The 16,641-nt window shown below is 64.6% G+C and carries 19 protein-coding genes and 1 pseudogene; 7 read left to right on the forward strand and 13 right to left on the reverse strand.

All coding sequences use genetic code 11. The features are described from left to right. Positions 1 to 31 precede the first annotated feature (31 nt). The 3 genes from E3O50_RS05360 to E3O50_RS05370 all read right to left on the reverse strand — a co-directional run bounded on the left by E3O50_RS05360 (position 32) and on the right by E3O50_RS05370 (position 1,933). Complete coding sequence (locus E3O50_RS05360) at positions 32 to 550, reverse strand: hypothetical protein (protein ID WP_134558821.1); 519 nt, start codon at positions 548 to 550, stop codon at positions 32 to 34. Between the two features lie 181 nt (positions 551 to 731). Continuing rightward, the gene (locus tag E3O50_RS05365) at positions 732 to 1,334 is read right to left on the reverse strand and encodes a heme-binding protein (protein ID WP_134558822.1); all 603 of its coding nucleotides are present in this window, start codon (positions 1,332 to 1,334) and stop codon (positions 732 to 734) included. Between the two features lie 26 nt (positions 1,335 to 1,360). Continuing rightward, positions 1,361 to 1,933 carry a TetR family transcriptional regulator gene (locus E3O50_RS05370; protein ID WP_134445773.1) on the reverse strand — a complete coding sequence of 191 codons (573 nt, stop codon included), beginning with the start codon at positions 1,931 to 1,933 and terminating at the stop codon, positions 1,361 to 1,363. Positions 1,934 to 2,064: 131 nt separating this feature from the next. On the opposite strand from E3O50_RS05370, the gene E3O50_RS05375 reads away from it, so the two are divergent. After that, positions 2,065 to 2,973, forward strand: a complete 909-nt coding sequence (locus tag E3O50_RS05375; RefSeq protein ID WP_134558823.1) for an SDR family oxidoreductase — start codon at positions 2,065 to 2,067, stop codon at positions 2,971 to 2,973. 69 nt (positions 2,974 to 3,042) lie between these two features. On the opposite strand, the gene E3O50_RS05380 is transcribed toward E3O50_RS05375, so the two are convergent. Next, on the reverse strand, positions 3,043 to 3,918 hold the full coding sequence (locus E3O50_RS05380) for a helix-turn-helix transcriptional regulator (RefSeq protein WP_134558824.1): 876 nt from the start codon (positions 3,916 to 3,918) through the stop codon (positions 3,043 to 3,045). A 194-nt stretch (positions 3,919 to 4,112) separates the two neighbouring features. Here E3O50_RS05380 and E3O50_RS05385 point away from each other — a divergent pair, with 194 nt between their 5' ends. The 6 genes from E3O50_RS05385 to E3O50_RS05410 all read left to right on the forward strand — a co-directional run bounded on the left by E3O50_RS05385 (position 4,113) and on the right by E3O50_RS05410 (position 8,913). Next, the gene (locus E3O50_RS05385; RefSeq protein WP_241975322.1) at positions 4,113 to 5,312 is read left to right on the forward strand and encodes an MFS transporter; all 1,200 of its coding nucleotides are present in this window, start codon (positions 4,113 to 4,115) and stop codon (positions 5,310 to 5,312) included. 63 nt (positions 5,313 to 5,375) lie between these two features. Beyond that, positions 5,376 to 6,416, forward strand: coding sequence for an alcohol dehydrogenase catalytic domain-containing protein (locus E3O50_RS05390; RefSeq protein ID WP_134558825.1), 1,041 nt, complete (start codon positions 5,376 to 5,378; stop codon positions 6,414 to 6,416). Between the two features lie 53 nt (positions 6,417 to 6,469). Next, complete coding sequence (locus E3O50_RS05395) at positions 6,470 to 6,802, forward strand: carboxymuconolactone decarboxylase family protein (RefSeq protein ID WP_134445777.1); 333 nt, start codon at positions 6,470 to 6,472, stop codon at positions 6,800 to 6,802. An 8-nt stretch (positions 6,803 to 6,810) separates the two neighbouring features. After that, positions 6,811 to 7,212 (forward strand): cupin domain-containing protein, encoded by a 402-nt coding sequence (locus tag E3O50_RS05400; protein WP_134445778.1) that lies wholly within the window; start codon positions 6,811 to 6,813, stop codon positions 7,210 to 7,212. Between the two features lie 370 nt (positions 7,213 to 7,582). After that, a complete protein-coding gene (locus E3O50_RS05405) occupies positions 7,583 to 8,467 on the forward strand; it encodes a fructose bisphosphate aldolase (protein ID WP_241980936.1) in 885 nt (294 codons plus the stop codon). A gap of 44 nt (positions 8,468 to 8,511) precedes the next feature. Continuing rightward, entirely contained in the window at positions 8,512 to 8,913 is a 402-nt protein-coding gene (locus E3O50_RS05410) for a DUF6855 family protein (protein WP_134445779.1), read from the forward strand. 80 nt (positions 8,914 to 8,993) lie between these two features. Here E3O50_RS05410 and E3O50_RS05415 read toward each other — a convergent pair whose 3' ends face one another. The 9 genes and pseudogenes from E3O50_RS05415 to E3O50_RS19070 form a co-directional block, all read right to left on the reverse strand. Next, positions 8,994 to 9,557, reverse strand: coding sequence for a GrpB family protein (locus tag E3O50_RS05415; RefSeq protein ID WP_134558827.1), 564 nt, complete (start codon positions 9,555 to 9,557; stop codon positions 8,994 to 8,996). A gap of 35 nt (positions 9,558 to 9,592) precedes the next feature. Next, positions 9,593 to 10,756, reverse strand: a complete 1,164-nt coding sequence (locus E3O50_RS05420; RefSeq protein WP_134445781.1) for a globin domain-containing protein — start codon at positions 10,754 to 10,756, stop codon at positions 9,593 to 9,595. Positions 10,757 to 10,922: 166 nt separating this feature from the next. After that, the gene (locus tag E3O50_RS05425; RefSeq protein ID WP_134558828.1) at positions 10,923 to 11,396 is read right to left on the reverse strand and encodes a DUF1990 family protein; all 474 of its coding nucleotides are present in this window, start codon (positions 11,394 to 11,396) and stop codon (positions 10,923 to 10,925) included. 73 nt (positions 11,397 to 11,469) lie between these two features. Further along, positions 11,470 to 11,790, reverse strand: a complete 321-nt coding sequence (locus E3O50_RS05430) for a hypothetical protein (RefSeq protein WP_134558829.1) — start codon at positions 11,788 to 11,790, stop codon at positions 11,470 to 11,472. Positions 11,791 to 11,882: 92 nt separating this feature from the next. Beyond that, positions 11,883 to 13,004 (reverse strand): nuclease-related domain-containing protein, encoded by a 1,122-nt coding sequence (locus tag E3O50_RS05435; RefSeq protein ID WP_134558830.1) that lies wholly within the window; start codon positions 13,002 to 13,004, stop codon positions 11,883 to 11,885. Positions 13,005 to 13,140: 136 nt separating this feature from the next. Continuing rightward, a complete protein-coding gene (locus tag E3O50_RS05440; protein ID WP_134558831.1) occupies positions 13,141 to 14,019 on the reverse strand; it encodes an SDR family oxidoreductase in 879 nt (292 codons plus the stop codon). A 373-nt stretch (positions 14,020 to 14,392) separates the two neighbouring features. After that, a complete protein-coding gene (locus E3O50_RS05445; protein ID WP_241975324.1) occupies positions 14,393 to 14,971 on the reverse strand; it encodes a uracil-DNA glycosylase family protein in 579 nt (192 codons plus the stop codon). 285 nt (positions 14,972 to 15,256) lie between these two features. After that, positions 15,257 to 16,006, reverse strand: a complete 750-nt coding sequence (locus tag E3O50_RS05450) for an ATP-binding protein (protein WP_134449084.1) — start codon at positions 16,004 to 16,006, stop codon at positions 15,257 to 15,259. After that, positions 16,003 to 16,641 (reverse strand): annotated as a pseudogene (locus E3O50_RS19070) (IS21 family transposase); the annotation flags it as partial. The pseudogene E3O50_RS19070 and the gene E3O50_RS05450, both read right to left, overlap by 4 nt.

Here is a 16,641-nt window from a genome sequence, read left to right on the forward strand (position 1 = left end):
CATCATGCACTGGCCCGCCCGGAGGCACGAATTATTTCTTGCCCTTCTTGTCGTCCACTATTCCGCCCAGCAGGCCGCCGATCGCGCCACCGAGCACCCCTCCGGCAGGACCCCCGAGGAGTGATCCGATGCCGGCTCCAATCCCCGCGAGGCTCGAGCCGTAGCTCACCCGGGCGATCGAGACCGTCGTCGATCCTTCGGGACTCACTGAGATCTCGAACGACCCGACGGCGGCCGACGCCACCACCAGCGCGACGGGGCTGGCCTTGCCGCCAGCCGCCAGCTTGCCGTAGATCTCCCGCGACTCGAAGAAGGCGCGTTGGGGGTCCGCCTTCCCCTCTCCGGCCTCGAACCCGAGCTTGTAGAGCCCAAGGAGCGTCTGCACCTCGTCATCGGTGATCAGCTCTGCGGCTTCCAGCCGATCCAGGATGGCTTTGTGATCACTGATCATGTCGCCCTTGTTGGCTTCCACAATGCGTCGCGCTTCCGCGCGCGCGGCGTGCATCAGCCCTGCGATATCGGTACCCAGGTACGTTGGAGCTTCCATCATGCGCCTCCTCTGAGAAATACTCATGTCAGTAAAGCACCGGAAGCGGTTGTCGGCTAAGGGGTTGGCAGAGATCCCGTCAGGGGTTAGCAGGGATGGGCCGGCGTTCCGGCTGCGGCTCTTCGATTCCCATCAGCGCCTGTGCGTCAAGTCGGCCAGGGCGCCCTCGACCTGGCTGACGAGGTTACGGCCGAGTCCCTGCCTCGGTGGGCACGATATCGAGCAGGACCTCGTTACGACGCAGGAACGAGGGCATGAACGGTGGATCGAAACGGGCGAAACGGGGCTCTCCCCACGCCGTGAATCCAGAGGCGGCTATCGCACCCCGGAGCAACTCCAGATGGCGCGCATACCCGGCCTCGTCCCACCGGCCGCGATACCTCACCGCAGCGGTGAGACTCCCCGGAATGCTCCTCAGCCGCACCTGCGGGCTGGTCGGTTGTGGAGCCGTCTCGAGCGTGAGGCCCGTGGGGAGCACGAAGGCAACGCGGAACGCCCCCTTCTCGCCAGGATCACCTGGCTTTCCGCCGACGGCCTCCTGAACGACAGGAGCGGTCATCGCGATCTTCGTCGACGCCTCGGCCTGCACGACAGGCGCGGTCATCGCGACCTTCTGACGAACGGAATTCTCGCCGCTGATATAGGCGAACAGGTATCGGAATGCACGATTGCCGGCATCTTCGAATGGCCCTGTCGTGATGACCTCGGCGACGAGATGCTCCGGGTAGCGACGCAACTCGAAACCATCGTTATTGCCCACGACCGCATAGGGCTGTTGTTCGGTCATGCTCTCAAGCTACTCCGCGTTCAGGTCTAGCCAACGATGATGCTGGGTGTGACCTCACGAAGCTGGCAGACGGTGTCACGGATGCACTCAGCCCAGTCCTCGGAAGGCGTACCCGTGATCCATCTCTCGAAGCCGATCTTGAACACGGTCACACCCGTCTCGGCGGCAAGGGTCGCCGACGGCTCCGCAACCCCGCGCTCGCGCAGCGCCCCCGCGACGGATGCGCTCAGGGTCGAAAATTTCAGCAGTTCGCGCTCCTGGAGTGCGGGATTGGCCGAGATGATCGCGGCCCGCCGAATGGAGTGTGCACGGTCGAAGACCAGTCCGCCGACCTTGTTCATGGCCGCAATGACCACGTCGACCGGTCGCACATCTTCGGGCGTCTCGGCAATGGTCGCGAGGATGATGCGCTGGAGTTCCTGGGATCCCTGGAAGAGCACCTCCCGTTTGTCGGCGAAGTAACGGAAGAACGTGCGCTCGGTAACACCCGCTCGTTCCGCGATCTCAAGGGCCGTCGTCTGCTCGAAGCCGCGCTCCGAGTAGAGCTCCAGTGCGGCGCGCGCGAGCCGACCGTGCGCATCCGGTAGCCAGCGTCCCATGAGAGGCAGTCTACGATCTTTCGAGTTGATGTCGGTCGCTGACATTACGTGCTACTCTGACGTCAGCAACTGACATCAGTAGCCGATGCCTGGCAACCGACCGGGCGCGCGTCTCGAAGGAGAAGTCACTCATGCGTATTTTCATCACCGGCGCTTCCGGCTGGATCGGCTCTGCCGTATCCCAGGAAATCATCGCTGCCGGACACGAGGTCGTCGGCCTGGCGCGAAACGACGAGTCGTTCGCGAAACTGCAGGCCGCCGGCGTCACTCCCCATCGCGGGAATCTCGACGATCTCGACAGCATGCGCGAGGCGGCGACAGCAGCGGATGGCGTCATCCATCTGGCATACAAGCACGACTTTTCCGACATGGCGGGTGCCGGCGCGACCGAGCGAGCCACCATCGAGATGTTCGGGGACACCCTCGCCGGCTCGGATCGCCCGTTCCTGTTCGCGTCTGGTGTTGCGGGGCTCGCGCCTGGCAGGCTCGCAAGCGAGGACGACGCGGTTCCGTTCAGCGGGCCTGAGGCGCCGCGCGGGGGCGCAGAGGCGCTCGCGCTTTCCTATGCCGACCGCGGAATCCGCTCCGTCGCCCTCCGTTTCTCCCCGACAGTCCACGGTGAGGGCGACCACGGATTCATGCAGGTGATCTCAGGGATCGCCGGCGAAAAGGGTGTCTCCGGCTATGTCGGTGACGGTTCCAGCCGCTGGCCTGCCGTGAATCGTCTGGATGCAGCGAGGATGGTGGCACTCGCACTCGCGAAGGCGCCTGCCGGATCCCGCGTGCACGCCGTCGGCGAAGAGGGCATCTCGTCGCTCGAGATTGCCGCCGCAATCGGCGACGCTCGAGGCATCCCACTGGTGTCGATTCCCCCGGAAGATGCCGCCGCGCACTTCGGCTGGATCGGCATGTTCTTCGGCCTGGACGTTCCCACCTCGAGCGCCCGGACGCAGGACCTGCTCGGCTGGACACCGACGCACCCCGGCCTTGTCGACGATATCAAGTCCGGCTTCTACGGGTCGAGGCGTCCCGCCCAGTAGTCCCTTCGTTCGTCGGCACCTGATCGGTGAATGAACAGCAGGCAACATCGCCTCACTGAAGCGAAGCCCTTACCGGGGTTCGGCCGCTTCGATTCGCGGGGCTGCCCAGCTGGCCAGGAGTCGCAGACGCTCTGCGCTGGGTGAGCCGGGTTCCGCGGTGTAGATCATAAGAACGAATCCTGGGTCGGCGGTGATGATGAGCTCTTCATAGGCAAGAGTGAGCTCGCCGACGACGGGGTGATTGAAGCGTTTTGTGCCGGAGCCGTGGGTGCGGACGTCGTGGGCCCCCCAGAGCTGGCGGAATGTGTCGCTGCGGGTGGACAGCTCGCCGACGAGGTTCTGGAGGCCTTTGTCGTTGGGGTCGCGCCCTGCTTCGGCACGCATGATTGCGACGCACATTCCGGCGAAGAGATCCCAGTCCGGATAGAAGTCGCGTGATGCGGGGTCGAGGAATTGGAACCGGGCCAGGTTCGGTGTGCGCCCACCGTCGCCGATCAGTGGCGAGTAGAAGGCACGTCCGAGTTCGTTTGTGGCGAGAAGATCCTGGTGCTGGTCGCGCACGAATGCCACGCCGTCGGTGATCGTGCTGAGTACCCAGTGAAGACTGGGCCTGCTCACGGCGTTCTTTGTGGCGCGCCTGCGCGGACGTCCGGACAATGGGACGCCGTCTGCTGCGCGGGCGAGGTCGAAGAGGTGGGTCCGTTCCGTGTCGTCGAGGTTGAGTGCGCGGGCAAGGGCGTCGAGAACGGAGGAGGACGCCCCTCCGATCGCGCCACGTTCGAGCTTGGCGTAGTACTCGACACTGACGCCGGCGAGCGTTGCCACCTCGGTGCGACGGAGCCCCGCCACCCGCCGGTTTGCTCCGGCGGGAAGGCCCACCTGTTCCGGAGCAATTTTCGCGCGGCGGGACATGAGGAATTCGCGTACCTCGGAGTGATTGTCCATGTCGACGAGACTACGTCTCCGGCACTGGGCGCGGGGTGCCCTGCTGGTACACCCCTCGACAGAGACTCCCTCCCGGGGTGCACAGCGCGTTGACTGAGGCATATGCAACAACCGGCTGTTCACGGCGGGCACGGTGTGGACCGTTGCGCACCCGTGGGCAGTAACGCATGCAACAGTCGGCGGTGAGGAGAATCTTGAACACGACCATCACGGTGCCACCACCGGCCGCCGTCGAGACGATGAAGCGTTTGCCTCTGGCAACCCTGGTTGCCTTGGCGGTCATCGGCTTCGTTCTCGTGGCGATGGAGACCATGCCGGCCGGCCTGCTTCCGGTCATCGCCGCCGGCATGGGGACCAGCGAAGGCACCGTCGGGCTATTTGTGAGCGCATACGCCCTCGGCACGGTCATCATCACGATCCCGGCCATCACCCTGACCCGGGGAATGCGCCGAAAGCCCCTGCTCCTCGGAACGATCCTCGGTCTCATCCTCGCGAACAGCGTCACCGCACTCTCCAGCGACGTGGCTCTGTCCCTGCTGTCACGGTTCGTTGCGGGGGCATTCTCAGGAATCATCTGGGGGATGCTCGCGGCCTACGGTCGAAAGATCAGCCCGCCGTCCCGCGCAGGGCTGTCCCTGGCGATCGTCTCCGGCGGGGCACCGGTCGGATTCGCCCTCGGTACACCCCTCGGATCCTGGCTTGGAACGACATTCGACTGGAGGTGGGCATTTGGCGGCCTCACCGCAGTGGCCATCATCGCCGGTGCGCTCATCGCCGCGATCGCCCCCGACGCCCACGGACAGCCGGGAAGCTCACGACTGCCCTTGGTCCGGGTGTTCCGAATCCCCGGCATCGCCATCATTCTGTCCGTCATCTTCACCTGGATGTTGGCGCACAACACGATCTACACCTATCTCTCCCCGTACCTCAGGGCGACCAGCAGCAGCCTCACCGTCGACGTTCAGCTTTTCATCTTCGGAGTCGCCTCGATCGGCGGCATCGTCATCACCGGGGCGCTGCTGGACCGCTATCCGAGACCGCTGCTGCACGGCAGCGCGGCGCTGTTCATCATGGCCGGTGTTGTCCTCCTCATCGGGCACACCTCGACCGCGGCGATCGTCGTCGCGACCGTTCTGTGGGGAATCGCGTTCGGCGGGGTATCCGCCCAGGTCCAAGCCGCTCTCACCACAACGGGAGGCAACGACTCGGATATCGCCAACTCGTTCCTGCCGGTGGCGTTCAACCTCGCCATCTTCACCGCCGGCATTCTCGGCGCCGCCCTACTGACAGTCTTCGACGGCCTCGTCCTCACCGTCGTGATGATCGTGTTCGGCCTCACCGCGCTCCTGCTCACCGTCTACGGACGTCGCACCGCTTTCCCCGTCCGCCTCTAGCAACCATTTCCCACAATTTCTCAACCATTCGACCAATCGACAGCAACACATCTGGAGATAGCAATGAAAGCGATATACATGTTCGGTGCTGGCGACGTTCGTCTCGTCGACGCCCCCGACCCCGTCGTGCACGACACCACCGACGCCGTCGTCCGAATCGTTCGGGCCTGCGTGTGCGGTTCCGACCTGCACCCGTTCCACAGCATGCCGAGCACCCCGGGTGGGGTGTCCATGGGGCACGAATTCATCGGCGTCGTCGAGGAAGTCGGATCCGACGTCCGCACCCTCGCGCCCGGCGACCTTGTCATCTCTCCGTTCGCCTTCTCCGACGGAACGTGCGAATTCTGCCGCGAAGGCCTCTACACCTCCTGCATCCACGGCGGATTCTGGGACATGCCCGGCATAGGCGGCGCCCAGGCCGAAGGCATCCGGGTCCCCTTCGCCGATGGGACCCTCGTGAAAGTCCCCGGCATCGACGAGAAGTCCCCGCTGCTCACCTCGCTGCTGACCCTGTCCGACGTCTACGGCACCGGGTGGCACGCAGCCAGCCGCGCTGGTGTCACCGCCGGAGACACTGTCGCGGTCATCGGTGACGGAGCGGTCGGCCTGATGGCGGTCCTCTCAGCCAAGCAGCTCGGCGCCGAGCGCATCATCCTGATGGGGCGCCACCAGGCGCGCACCGACCTCGGGCGGGAATTCGGCGCAACCGACGTCGTCGCAGAACGCGGCGACGAAGGCATCAACAAGGTCCGCGAACTCACCGGCGGTCACGGCGTCCGGAAGGTGCTCGAAGCGGTCGGGCATTTGCCCGCCTACGAACAGGCCTACCGCATCGTCCGGCCCGGCGGAGTCATCAGCCGCGTCGGCGTTCCCCAGTATGAGGACGCACCGATCGGGTTCGGCAGCCTCTTCGGCGCCAACATCACCCTGACCGGCGGCCCGGCTCCTGTGCGGGCCTACATCGAACGGCTGATGCCGGCGATCCTCGACGGCACCGTCAACCCCGGAAGGGTCTTCGACCGTACCGTCACCCTCGACGCCGTCCCCGAGGCGTACCGTGCCATGGACGACCGCGAAGCCCTCAAGGTCATGATCGCCTTCTGAACGACACACTCCTGCCGCTCCCCGCACCATCGACCACCCCTGAAAGGAACACCATGACCAGCCAACGCACGCAGGTCGGAGGAGGCCGGAACCTGTTCGGCGACTTCGCTCCGAAACTCGCCGAACTCACCGACGACGTCCTCTTCGCCGACGTCTGGAACCGCCCCGAACTCTCCGCCCGCGACCGCAGCCTGATCACCGTGGCCGTACTCACGGCCGGCGGGAACACCGACCAGTTGACCTTCCACCTCGATCACGCCGTCAAGAACGGCGTAACCCAGATCGAACTCATCGAAGCCATCACGCACGTCACGCTCTACGCCGGCTGGCCCCGGGGCATGGCCGCAATGGGCGTCGCCAAGCAGTATTTCTCCAAGAACGAGTAAGGAACATCATGATCATCGAACCTGCAGTACCGACCACGCTCAACCCGGCCGCCCAGTTCGCCGGTGAAGTCTGGCTCGACCCGATCGCACTGCCCCACGAGGCCGACCAGCGCATGGTCGTCGTGACGGTGCGGTTCGCTCCAGGAGCCCGCACCGCCTGGCACTCCCACGAACTGGGCCAGTACGTCCGCGTCACGCAGGGCGTCGCCCGTTTCGGAGCGCGAGACGGCTCGATCATCGAGGTCCACCCCGGCCAGACGCTCTACACCCCGCCAGGCGAACAGCACTGGCACGCGGCAGCCCCCGGCGTCTTCATGGAGCACATCGCCATGGTTCAGTCGGGCGACGACCCGGCCAAAACCACCACCTGGCTTGAGCACATCACCGATGACGAGTACAACGGCAGCTAAAGGCCGTCTGCCGACAATTCCGTGCGCGAGTTCCTGACGCTGCGACGCCGGGCATTCGGGGAGCCGCAGCCGCCACTTGGGGTTCCGGTGCGACGGAAGTGGGTGCGGCCGGGTTCGTGAGTTCTGCACCAGACCGGCCGTCTTGGCGAAGCTGGTGCGGGCGCCGGTGGCATAGCCCAAGGCACCACGCAGGTAACGTCCCCGGGCACCAATCGAGTCAGTCCATCCGATGACGCTGGCTCAGCTTCGAGAATCACCCGGTGCCGGCACGAAGCCTGGGCCGACAGCCGGAAATCGGCGCGGTGAACCGCTCGGGCGACGATCACCGCTCGCTAAACTGGACTCGAGTCCACGACCTTTTGGAGGGACTTTGAATACCGAACAAGCAGCAAGGATGAACACCGGAGTCGGCTTCGTCGCAGCACTTGACCAAAGCGGCGGCAGCACGAGTGGCGCTCTGAAGCTCTATGGCATCGACCCGGCCTCGTACGGCAGCGATGAGCAGATGTTCGACCTGATGCATCAGATGCGTGCCCGTGTAATGACGGCCGCAAGCTTCACCTCCGACCGCATCCTCGCGACGATCCTCTTCGAGCAGACCATGGACCGCACCGTTAACGGCCAGTTGACGGGTGAGTACCTCACCGCCCGAGGTATCGTGCCAATCGTCAAGGTCGATCAGGGCCTGGCCGCTGAGGAGGACGGCGTCCAATTGATGAGGCCCCTCACCAAGCTGGAACCCCTCCTCACCCGTGCCGTTGAACGCACGATGTTCGGCACGAAGATGCGTTCCGTGATCAAGTCAGCCAACCCCGCCGGAATCCAGGCGATCGTCGACCAACAGTTTGCCGTCGCCGCGCAGGTTCTTTCCCATGGCCTGGTGCCGATCTTGGAACCCGAAGTCGACATACATGCCCCTGACAAGGCCGAAGCCGAAAACCTGCTCAAAGCCGACGTGTTGGCGGCCCTCGACCGGCTCCCCACCGACCAGCCTGTGATCGTCAAGCTGTCGATCCCGACGGTACCCGACTTCTACACCGACCTGATCGAGCATCCGCTGGTATTGCGGGTGGTAGCACTCTCCGGTGGCTACAGCCAAAGTGAGGCCTGCCGATTGCTGGCCGAGAACCACGGTTTGAGCGCCAGTTTCAGCCGGGCGCTGCTCGAGGGCCTTACCGTCCAGCAATCGGACGCAGCCTTCAACGCAGTGCTGGCCACCTCCATCGAGCGGATCTACACGGCGTCCACGACCTGACCCCCGGCATTCCCAAGCTGCGGGGTGCGTGATATACGTAGCTCATGACCACTGGAAGCAAAGACGAACCGTGGATTCTGTCCACCCCGCCGGGTACGAGCCAGTACACGATGTACCGCGACGAGTCGAGCACACCACCGAGCCTGGTCTGCCAGGTCGGATCAACAAAGCTCAGCTACGACGCCCGAGCCGTTGAGGACCTGCACACCTGGCTCACGGAGCATGGTGATTGGGTACCGCTGGGTGCCGCGGACGAGAAGAAAGTCCCGGCTGAGGGGAGTGTCGAGGCGTGGGGCCGGTCCGAGTCCAACCCGCTCGGCGGCTGGTACGGGCTCCGGAACGGATACCGCGGGCGATTCGGCATGTATCTTCCGCCGTTGCTCGAAGCGCTCGGACTCGCCGAACTCACCCACGACCCCCGCAACAACAGCATGCGCGCACGCTAGAAGTCCCTCCCTGCGGTCCCGTATGACAACGGGCCGTCGGATCCACAGGACGGCAGCTTCCCTGCGACATTCTGGTGAGGCTAGGTTCCGGAGGCAAGTGCACGCGCAATGATCGCCGCGATGACGTCGGTCTTGGCTTCGGCGTATGCATTCATGTCGTCGAAACCCCCACCCAACAACGCGCTCTTGGTCGCTTCATATAGGGACCGGTCGTCAGCATCCGCACGAAGACGGTTGCGGAAGAGGAGGTACCTGTCGATAGCCGGATCGCCTCTTTGCAGGATGTGGATGTGCACATCGCGTGCCGAGGTTCGCACCAGGCGATGGCCGGGCTCACGAACGCGCAACTCGTATCCCACGGATAAGAGAGGTCCGAGATAGTCCTCCTCCACCGTGATATCGCCGACCGTGACCAGGATGTCGATAATCGGCTTGGCCGCCAGCCCGGGTACCGAGGTCGATCCGATGTGTTCAACCTCGACTTCCGTCTTTCCGAGCGCCTTCCGCAGACGATTCTGGTGGGCAAGGAAGATAACGGGCCAGCTGTCGTCATAGGCAACGAGTTCCAGCTCGCGCTTCTCAGATCCGCCGACAAGCTCGACCGCTACAACGTCTGGTCGACGCGATACGAAGTCCTTGGTCATGCGATCATCCTCGCATCGGTTTTGCCCGGTAGCGCTCAGACGCCCGCGAGCCAGAGGTCGGGTCCGAAGATCTCGTAGTGGATGCGATTGGCAGGGACCCCTGCAGCCAGCGCCTGCGAGCGCAGGCTGCGCATAAACGGGAGCGGCCCGCACAGGTAGACCGAGGCGTTGTCGGGAATGGTCACATTCTCGAGAGACATGAAACCCTCGTGGTGACCGGCGCTCGGGATTTCCAGCCACAGCTCCAGCTCGGCGGCCTCGAGCAGGGCGATGTCCTCGCTCATCTGGTCGCGCAGCGCCCAGCGTTCCAGGTTGCTTTCGGCGTGCAGGACGAGCACTTCGCGCTTCGAGGCACCGTCCACCAGCGAGCGCAGGATGGACGCGCTTGGCGTGCAGCCGATACCAGCCGAGGCCAGGACGAGCGGGCCGTCGCCGCGGTCCAGGGTGATGTCCCCGCAGGGCACAGAGAGGATCAGCGTGTCGCCGACCTGCACGTCGCGGTGCAGGGCTGGGGAGACCTCGCCGTTCGCATCCAGCTTGGTGGTGAAGACGCGGGTCGTGGCCGTGCCGGCTGACAAGGAGTATTGCCGCACCTGATGGATGCCGTCGGGCATCCGCACGGTGACGCTCACGTACTGGCCGGGCAATGCGGGCGAGACCGGGGTGTCATCGGCCGGTTCGAGGGTGAACGTGACGGCGTCGGTACCGGCCGTTTCCTTCTTCACGACGACCCAGGGCGCGAGGGGCTTGTCGCTTGCGAGGCCGGAGTAAAGTCCGCTCTCCATCTTGATCAGGGCGTGGGCCATCAGCCAGTAGACCTCGGTCCAGGCACCGGCGATCTCCGTTGTGATGACGTCGCTGAGCTCGTCGGCGATGGCTTCGAAGAGGTATTTGTAGACAATGTCGTACTGCTCGGGCCGGATGTCGAGGGAGACGTGCTTGTGCGCGATGCGGGAGAGCATGGCCTCGGGAGTGGTCTCGGGATTCTGAACCAGGTGCGTCGCGAACACTGCGATGCTGCCGGCGAGTGCCTGCTGCTGAGAGCCGTTCTTCTGATTCGAGCGGCTGAACAGGCCGTCGAAGAGCTCGGGGTGGGCGGTGAGCATGCGGCCGTAGAAATTCCTGGCGATTTCGGGCATGCGCTCGCCTACGAGGGGCAACGTCGCTTCGATCAGGGGCAGAGACTGGGCAGAGAGCATGTTGACTCCAAACATTTAGGTATTTAAATCAAAACTATCATTTTAATTTTGTATACGCGGATTCTGCGACGTGCAGGACGTTCCGAGCGCAGTGAAGCGCCTCAAAGGACGACTCCGGCCAGAGAGGAAACCCGGCTCATGCTCAGAACCAGCCCGCGCCAGTGGCTCAGCGAAGTGACCGCAGGTAGCGTCTACGCGCGATCCGTTGGGCGATGAGCAATAGTGGGTAGAGGGCTCGCCAAGGCTGCTGTGGCGCAGGTCGCGTGAGCGAGCGCACGGTGAGACGCACCTCGTCGCCACGTCGGTGCACGATGAACGCCTCTTCACCACTGACCGGGTGCCCAGGCAGGGTTCGGTATGCAAAGCCGACCCGGTCGGACTCCTTGACGACCTCAACGACCTCCACGGGCTCGACAACGGTCACAGTGAGCACACGTGCGGTGACGATGACATGGTCCCCCTGTGACACCGGCCCGGTCGAGTCGACCGCAAACCCGCTCGCTGTTTTCACCCGCCACCGGAGGATGTCCCTGGTCGCGCGCTCCCAGATGGCGTCACCATGCCCCACGAGCGCCGACACTTCGGAGCGCCGGTACCCACGGTCGCTCGCCGGCCATTCACCACGTTCCGGACTGGTCATGCGTCACCTCGTTCGCTGCGTCGAGAGCATTCTCGACCGAAGCCGCGTAGGTCAGCTGCATTTGTCCGGGGCGTCATTGAAGAGAGCCACCCAGTCGCAGATCGCGCCATCCGAAGCCGTCCGAATCGGGCAGCGCGTCGCGGATTTGTGCGTCGTTGAAGGGGAGATGGGGACGGAGATCATCGGGTAGCTCGGCAGCGGGCAGAGCAGCATCTGTGACGCCTTCGGCCAGCATCCGCGCTTGGGCTTTCGCCAGAAGCGGCACCGTCAGCGTGCGTCTCAGACCAGGATCCTCCAGACCGCTCAACCGCGTGCTGCCATAAACCCACGCCGCGTATGCCCAGTCGTCCAACCCGCCGACGAGGACGTCGTCCTTGGGCGAGCGGTTATGCATTCCGTTGGACTCCAGACTCAATAGACGCTCCGGGTAGGCGCAGCGTTACATCAATCCAGCCGCTGTGGCCGGGTGGCACTCATCGCGTTCATCTATTGCGTGAGCCGGCGGATTACCCAGAGAACCGTGCCGACCAGAGCCGCACCGAGCGCGGCCACCACTCCAAGATTCAGGAGCGGCGCGAACGCCACGAGCAGCGACGGCAGAACGCAACCAGCCGGGGACGTGCACGGCTGGTTCGCGACGCCTTCGATCACTGACATCGCTGCGATGATGAGTCCGCAGGCGAGCCACAGCTTGACGAGGTCACCCAGGGTCACACGCTCTCGACGCTTACGTCGTGCCGGGGAGCGGGACGGAGTCGCGCGACTGCGGGCGGGAGTGCGATTCAGAGCGCGGTTGGGAGCACCGGTCGTGGGTCGAGTGGTTGTTCGAGTCGCCGCGGTCGTGGCTTGGGAGGGGACCTGAGCGGCAACGTTGAGCGTCCCGACCTGAAGAACGAGTCGCTCGAATCGTGGCATTACCCGCAGGGTGTCGGCCGCTCGCGGGTCCACATGCCAGGTTTCCGGCTCTTCGGCTGCGAACTCGATCAAGGCCAATTCGCTGTCGCTCAATTGCTGAGGCCGGGCCACGAGCCAGGAGACAAGGTTCTTCGCATCCACGACAGAGACCGCGCCCGCGGCGGGGGCGCGGTTGTCGTTGATCGACCTCGCACCGAGAATCGCCAGGACGGAGATGACCGGCACGGGGAACCCGACTTTTGTCGTCAACCGTCGGCCCACATCCATCGCGTCACTCTGCGCCTGCTTCAAATGCCGGGTGTTGACGTTGTTGACTCGAAGCACGAAGTCGCCCACCCAAATGGATGCGCCGGCGTGGTGTTTCGTGTTGATCGCGAACACTCCCCCGGACCCGATGACGAGGTGATCCACATCCTTGGTGCCGGCACCGATCGGCACCGCATGCCGCACAAACCACTTCGGACCTAGCGCAGCAAGAAGCAAGCCGACCTCGATCTCGCCGAGAGCGCCCACGTACCAGGACCGGGCATCCGCGTGAAGCGTCACTCCGTCGGAGGACCGCAGGGAAGGATCGAGAGCCTCAGCGTCAGCCTGGACCTGCAGGCATTTCGCCGCCACCGAATAGCCAGCTCCGCGCGAGGACAGCGCCTGAATGCCCGCAAAGTCAACGCGCCCACCCACATCGTCAGACATTGGCACCCGTACCCCCGAGGCCTGACGCTACCCGCATGCGACGAGCAGCCGCTTCCCCCAATGCGGGGCCGAGCAGCCATGTTTACGCCAGGACCGTCTACCCTTCCGTCAGGATGCGATGCGGTTGACCGCAGACTCATCGCGTGATTGCATCGGGCCCGATCGTTCGTTCTTGGCCGTTCGCATCCAGGACGCGGACGTCCAGGGGCATGCGATTGCGGCGGCGTAGTCGTCCGGTCAGTACGCTATGAACACCGCGGGTCACCAGGGCCAACTTCGTCAGGCTGCGAAACTCGGCAGCGTCCGACGTGACAAGGTTCAGGAGAGGACGCGCGGCGGCCTCCGGGGCCTGCCCCCACAGCCCAACGACCGCCTGGAGTGCAGTTAGACGCCCTTCGTATCCTGGCTGTGACGTGATGTGGCTGAGAAGGGCTGTCGTCACCAAGCCGGGGTTCATACCGTGAACGCGGACTCCGGTTCCTTTGGCTTCGAGTCGTAAAGTCTCCGTGAACTGGCGGACCCAACGCTTACTTGACGCGTATGCGTTCTGCATCGCGACCGGGCCTTGGTCGCCTTGGCCGTAAAGGTTGACGAGGTCGCCGTGGCCTTGGGAGAGGAACACCGGCAGTGCGACCCGTGACCCATGAAACGTTCCGAGGATATTCGTTCGCACCACGCGCTCGAAGTCGTCGATCGGCGTGGATGCCGTGGGCCCGTAAACGCCAGAGATTCCAGCGTTATTGACCCAGATGTCGAGCGTCCCTTGCCGGAGGGCCTCGTCACGAAGAGTCTCGACGTCGGCCATTTCCCCGGTGTCGCAGCGACACCCGGAGACCGAAATGCCCTCCAGTCGAAGCCGTTCGACGGCGGCTGCGACGTGGGCTTCCGAACGGGATGCCAGCACAACGGTTGCACCCTGTTGGCCCAACAACCGGGCCACAGCGAAACCAAGGCCGCGAGTGGAACCCGTGACGACCGCCACGCGCCCGCGAAGGGCACCCTGCTGGGCATCCATGCCTCTCCTCACGCCGCAAGCCTCACGCCGCTACCGCAGGAGAAGTGCCGAGAGGGCATTAGTCCCACGTTTGACGCGACGGTTACTGACCCGGTCGCGTCCATGATGGCACGGTTGCGGTTCGCGCGTTCGGACCGACCCTGCTGCGGAGTCGATCGTGGAGATGGCTGGCGCAGCACGGAGTCCGTCGGCACGTCTTGATGAACCCAAGTCGACCTGACCCGCTACCTCAGCATCAGCGGTTTCCTCGTCACCGAGCTGACTCGCCACCGATACACCCGGCAGATAGTCGGAATCTGGCACCAAGCCTGACGTTGATACTCCCGATGCAGACCCCGAACAGCGGGCACTCTGTCGATGACACGCTGGGCGCTTACTCGATCGCGTCAGCGACGGAGGTCCTCAGCGCGGGCACTAGGTCAGTCTCGAACCAGGGATTGCGCGCTTGCCACCGGAAGTTGAGCGGTGACGGGTGCACCACGGGAAACACATCGGGCAGGTACTCTCGGAACGCTCGGACAGTCTCGGTGAGGTTGCGCTTGCCACGGCCGACGAGATACTGGTCCTGCGCGTACTTGCCGATGAGCAATGTCAAACGAATCCCAGACAGCTGGCCGACGATGAGCGGATGCCACCGCGGTGCAAAGTCTTTTCGTGGCGGCAAGTCGCCGCTGGTTCCTTTGCCCGGGTAGTAGAAGTCCATCGGGAGGATCGCGAACAGCGCGGGATCTCGGAATTGATCCTCCGTCACACCCAGCCACAGCATCAGCTTCGCGCCGCTCGCGTCGTCCCAGGGGATTCCGGAGGCTTCCGCCTTCTGTCCGGGCGCCTGACCGATGATCACAATCCGAGCGGCAGGGTCCGCGACGAACAGGGCCCCCACGCCTCGTTTCGCCCAGGCAGCGTTCGAGGGATCGGTGTCAATGGCCTGCCGGATCTCGTCGAGGGTCACGTGTCCCTCCTGAGCCGACTCGCCAAGCTCGAGAACGGTTGCAGCATTCTGCAGACAGTAGCAGTTGTGAAAGTGCGGCGCCGAGATCGTGAAATCGTCAAATTTTGATGTGAATAGTTCCCCGGTAAGCGCCCTTGTCATCGTCGCCGGGCAAGGGGGCCGGCGCGGGCAAGTGAGTATTCGACCCTCTGAGCCCCACCCGATCGCGCGGTTGAGCCCCACCGTTCGTGCGGAAGAGCCCCAGTGGTGGTGTGGCTCAGCACCACCGGTGCTCCTCGTCACGGATTACGCGGTCGCGAGGGCGGCTTGTTCTCTCATGTTGTAGGTGCCGGTGTCGACCCAGGTGGTGTTGTGGATGATGCGGTCCATGATCGCGTCAGCGTGGACGCCAGCGCCGAGGCGCTGGTGCCAGTCCTTCTGCTGATACTGAGTGCAGAACACCGTCGACGTCTCGCCGTAACGACGCTCCATCAACTCCAGCAGCATCGTCCGCATCGACTCCGTCGGCCGGTCGAGCAGCCACTCGTCGATGACCAGCAGCGTGAACGCGGCATACTTCCGGAGGAACTTCCCAGCGCCGCCGGTGGCGTCCTGGGCGGCGACCCAGGCCTCCTCGAGGTCGGGCATCCGGACGTAGTGGGCGCGGATCCGGTGCTCGCAGGCCCGTTTGGCGATCGCGCAGCCCAGATACGACTTCCCCGACCCGGTGAACCCTTGGAAGACGACGTTCTGCTGCCGGGCGACGAACGAGCAGGTCCCGAGCTGGGCCAACAGTTGCCGGTTGAGGCCGCGCTCGTCGAGCAGGTCGATGCGCCGCAGATCCGCGTTCGGATACCGCAGTCCCGCCCGCCGGATCAGGCCATCAACCTTGGAATGGGTGAAGGCGGAGTAGGCGTCGTCGACGGCCAGCCGGACCCGGTCCTCGAATGCCAGGCCGATGCTGAGGACCTCGTCCTGGGTGTCGATGGCCTGCAGCAGCTCGCCGGCGTTCATCTCGCGCAGCTTGCGTTTGGTCTCCCCATCCAGCGCGCTCACCGGTTCCCTCCGGCGTAGTAGGCGCTGCCACGGACATAGCCGCCATCATCCGATTCCGGCTCGGGGGCCTGTCCGGTCTTGTCCTGCCCGGTGTCGAGGATCGGTCTCAGGTGCGCGTAGCGGGGAGAGCGGACTGGTCCGCGCAGCGCCAACGCGCAGGCGGCCTCGAGCCGCGCCGGAGGGAACTTGCGCGACAGCCGCAGCACCGCCAGCGCCGCGTCGAAGCCGGCCTCGTCGATGAACACCGTCTCGAAGATCTTGGCCGTCACCGTCACGGTCGCCGGCCCGATCCGCGCCGCCCACTCCTCGATCCGGGCCCGGTCCCAGGCCTGGAAGCTGCGCCCCTCGGGCAGGTCGGCCTGGTTCGTCCGATACTGGTTGCTCGTCGTTGCCGGTAATAGCAAATGGCTGGCCAACCGTTCGTCGCGCCGATAGACCTCCAGCATCGTTTCGGTGACACGAAGGTCCACCAGCGCGCCGATATGGCTGAAGGGGACGGAGTAGAAGTTCCGCGCCCAGACCACATGGGCGTTGGCGTTGACCTTCCGTTTGTAGGACCAGGTGCTGATCTCGAACGGGACCGCCGGCAGCGCCTGCAGCAGCGGCTTCTCCTCGGCGGTGAATACGCTGAGGCG

It is taken from the genome of Cryobacterium sp. MDB1-18-1, from assembly GCF_004402735.1.
Classification (GTDB): Bacteria; Actinomycetota; Actinomycetes; order Actinomycetales; family Microbacteriaceae; genus Cryobacterium; species Cryobacterium glucosi.

Excerpts from the sequence above, each read along its gene's own strand:
- E3O50_RS05360 (WP_134558821.1), bottom strand. The coding sequence starts at position 550 with ATGATGGAAGCTCCAACGTACCTGGGTACCGATATCGCAGGGCTGATG.
- E3O50_RS05365 (WP_134558822.1), bottom strand. The coding sequence starts at position 1,334 with ATGACCGAACAACAGCCCTATGCGGTCGTGGGCAATAACGATGGTTTC.
- E3O50_RS05370 (WP_134445773.1), bottom strand. The coding sequence starts at position 1,933 with ATGGGACGCTGGCTACCGGATGCGCACGGTCGGCTCGCGCGCGCCGCA.
- E3O50_RS05375 (WP_134558823.1), top strand. The coding sequence starts at position 2,065 with ATGCGTATTTTCATCACCGGCGCTTCCGGCTGGATCGGCTCTGCCGTA.
- E3O50_RS05380 (WP_134558824.1), bottom strand. The coding sequence starts at position 3,918 with ATGGACAATCACTCCGAGGTACGCGAATTCCTCATGTCCCGCCGCGCG.
- E3O50_RS05390 (WP_134558825.1), top strand. The coding sequence starts at position 5,376 with ATGAAAGCGATATACATGTTCGGTGCTGGCGACGTTCGTCTCGTCGAC.
- E3O50_RS05395 (WP_134445777.1), top strand. The coding sequence starts at position 6,470 with ATGACCAGCCAACGCACGCAGGTCGGAGGAGGCCGGAACCTGTTCGGC.
- E3O50_RS05400 (WP_134445778.1), top strand. The coding sequence starts at position 6,811 with ATGATCATCGAACCTGCAGTACCGACCACGCTCAACCCGGCCGCCCAG.
- E3O50_RS05410 (WP_134445779.1), top strand. The coding sequence starts at position 8,512 with ATGACCACTGGAAGCAAAGACGAACCGTGGATTCTGTCCACCCCGCCG.
- E3O50_RS05415 (WP_134558827.1), bottom strand. The coding sequence starts at position 9,557 with ATGACCAAGGACTTCGTATCGCGTCGACCAGACGTTGTAGCGGTCGAG.
- E3O50_RS05420 (WP_134445781.1), bottom strand. The coding sequence starts at position 10,756 with ATGCTCTCTGCCCAGTCTCTGCCCCTGATCGAAGCGACGTTGCCCCTC.
- E3O50_RS05425 (WP_134558828.1), bottom strand. The coding sequence starts at position 11,396 with ATGACCAGTCCGGAACGTGGTGAATGGCCGGCGAGCGACCGTGGGTAC.
- E3O50_RS05430 (WP_134558829.1), bottom strand. The coding sequence starts at position 11,790 with ATGCATAACCGCTCGCCCAAGGACGACGTCCTCGTCGGCGGGTTGGAC.
- E3O50_RS05435 (WP_134558830.1), bottom strand. The coding sequence starts at position 13,004 with ATGTCTGACGATGTGGGTGGGCGCGTTGACTTTGCGGGCATTCAGGCG.
- E3O50_RS05440 (WP_134558831.1), bottom strand. The coding sequence starts at position 14,019 with ATGGATGCCCAGCAGGGTGCCCTTCGCGGGCGCGTGGCGGTCGTCACG.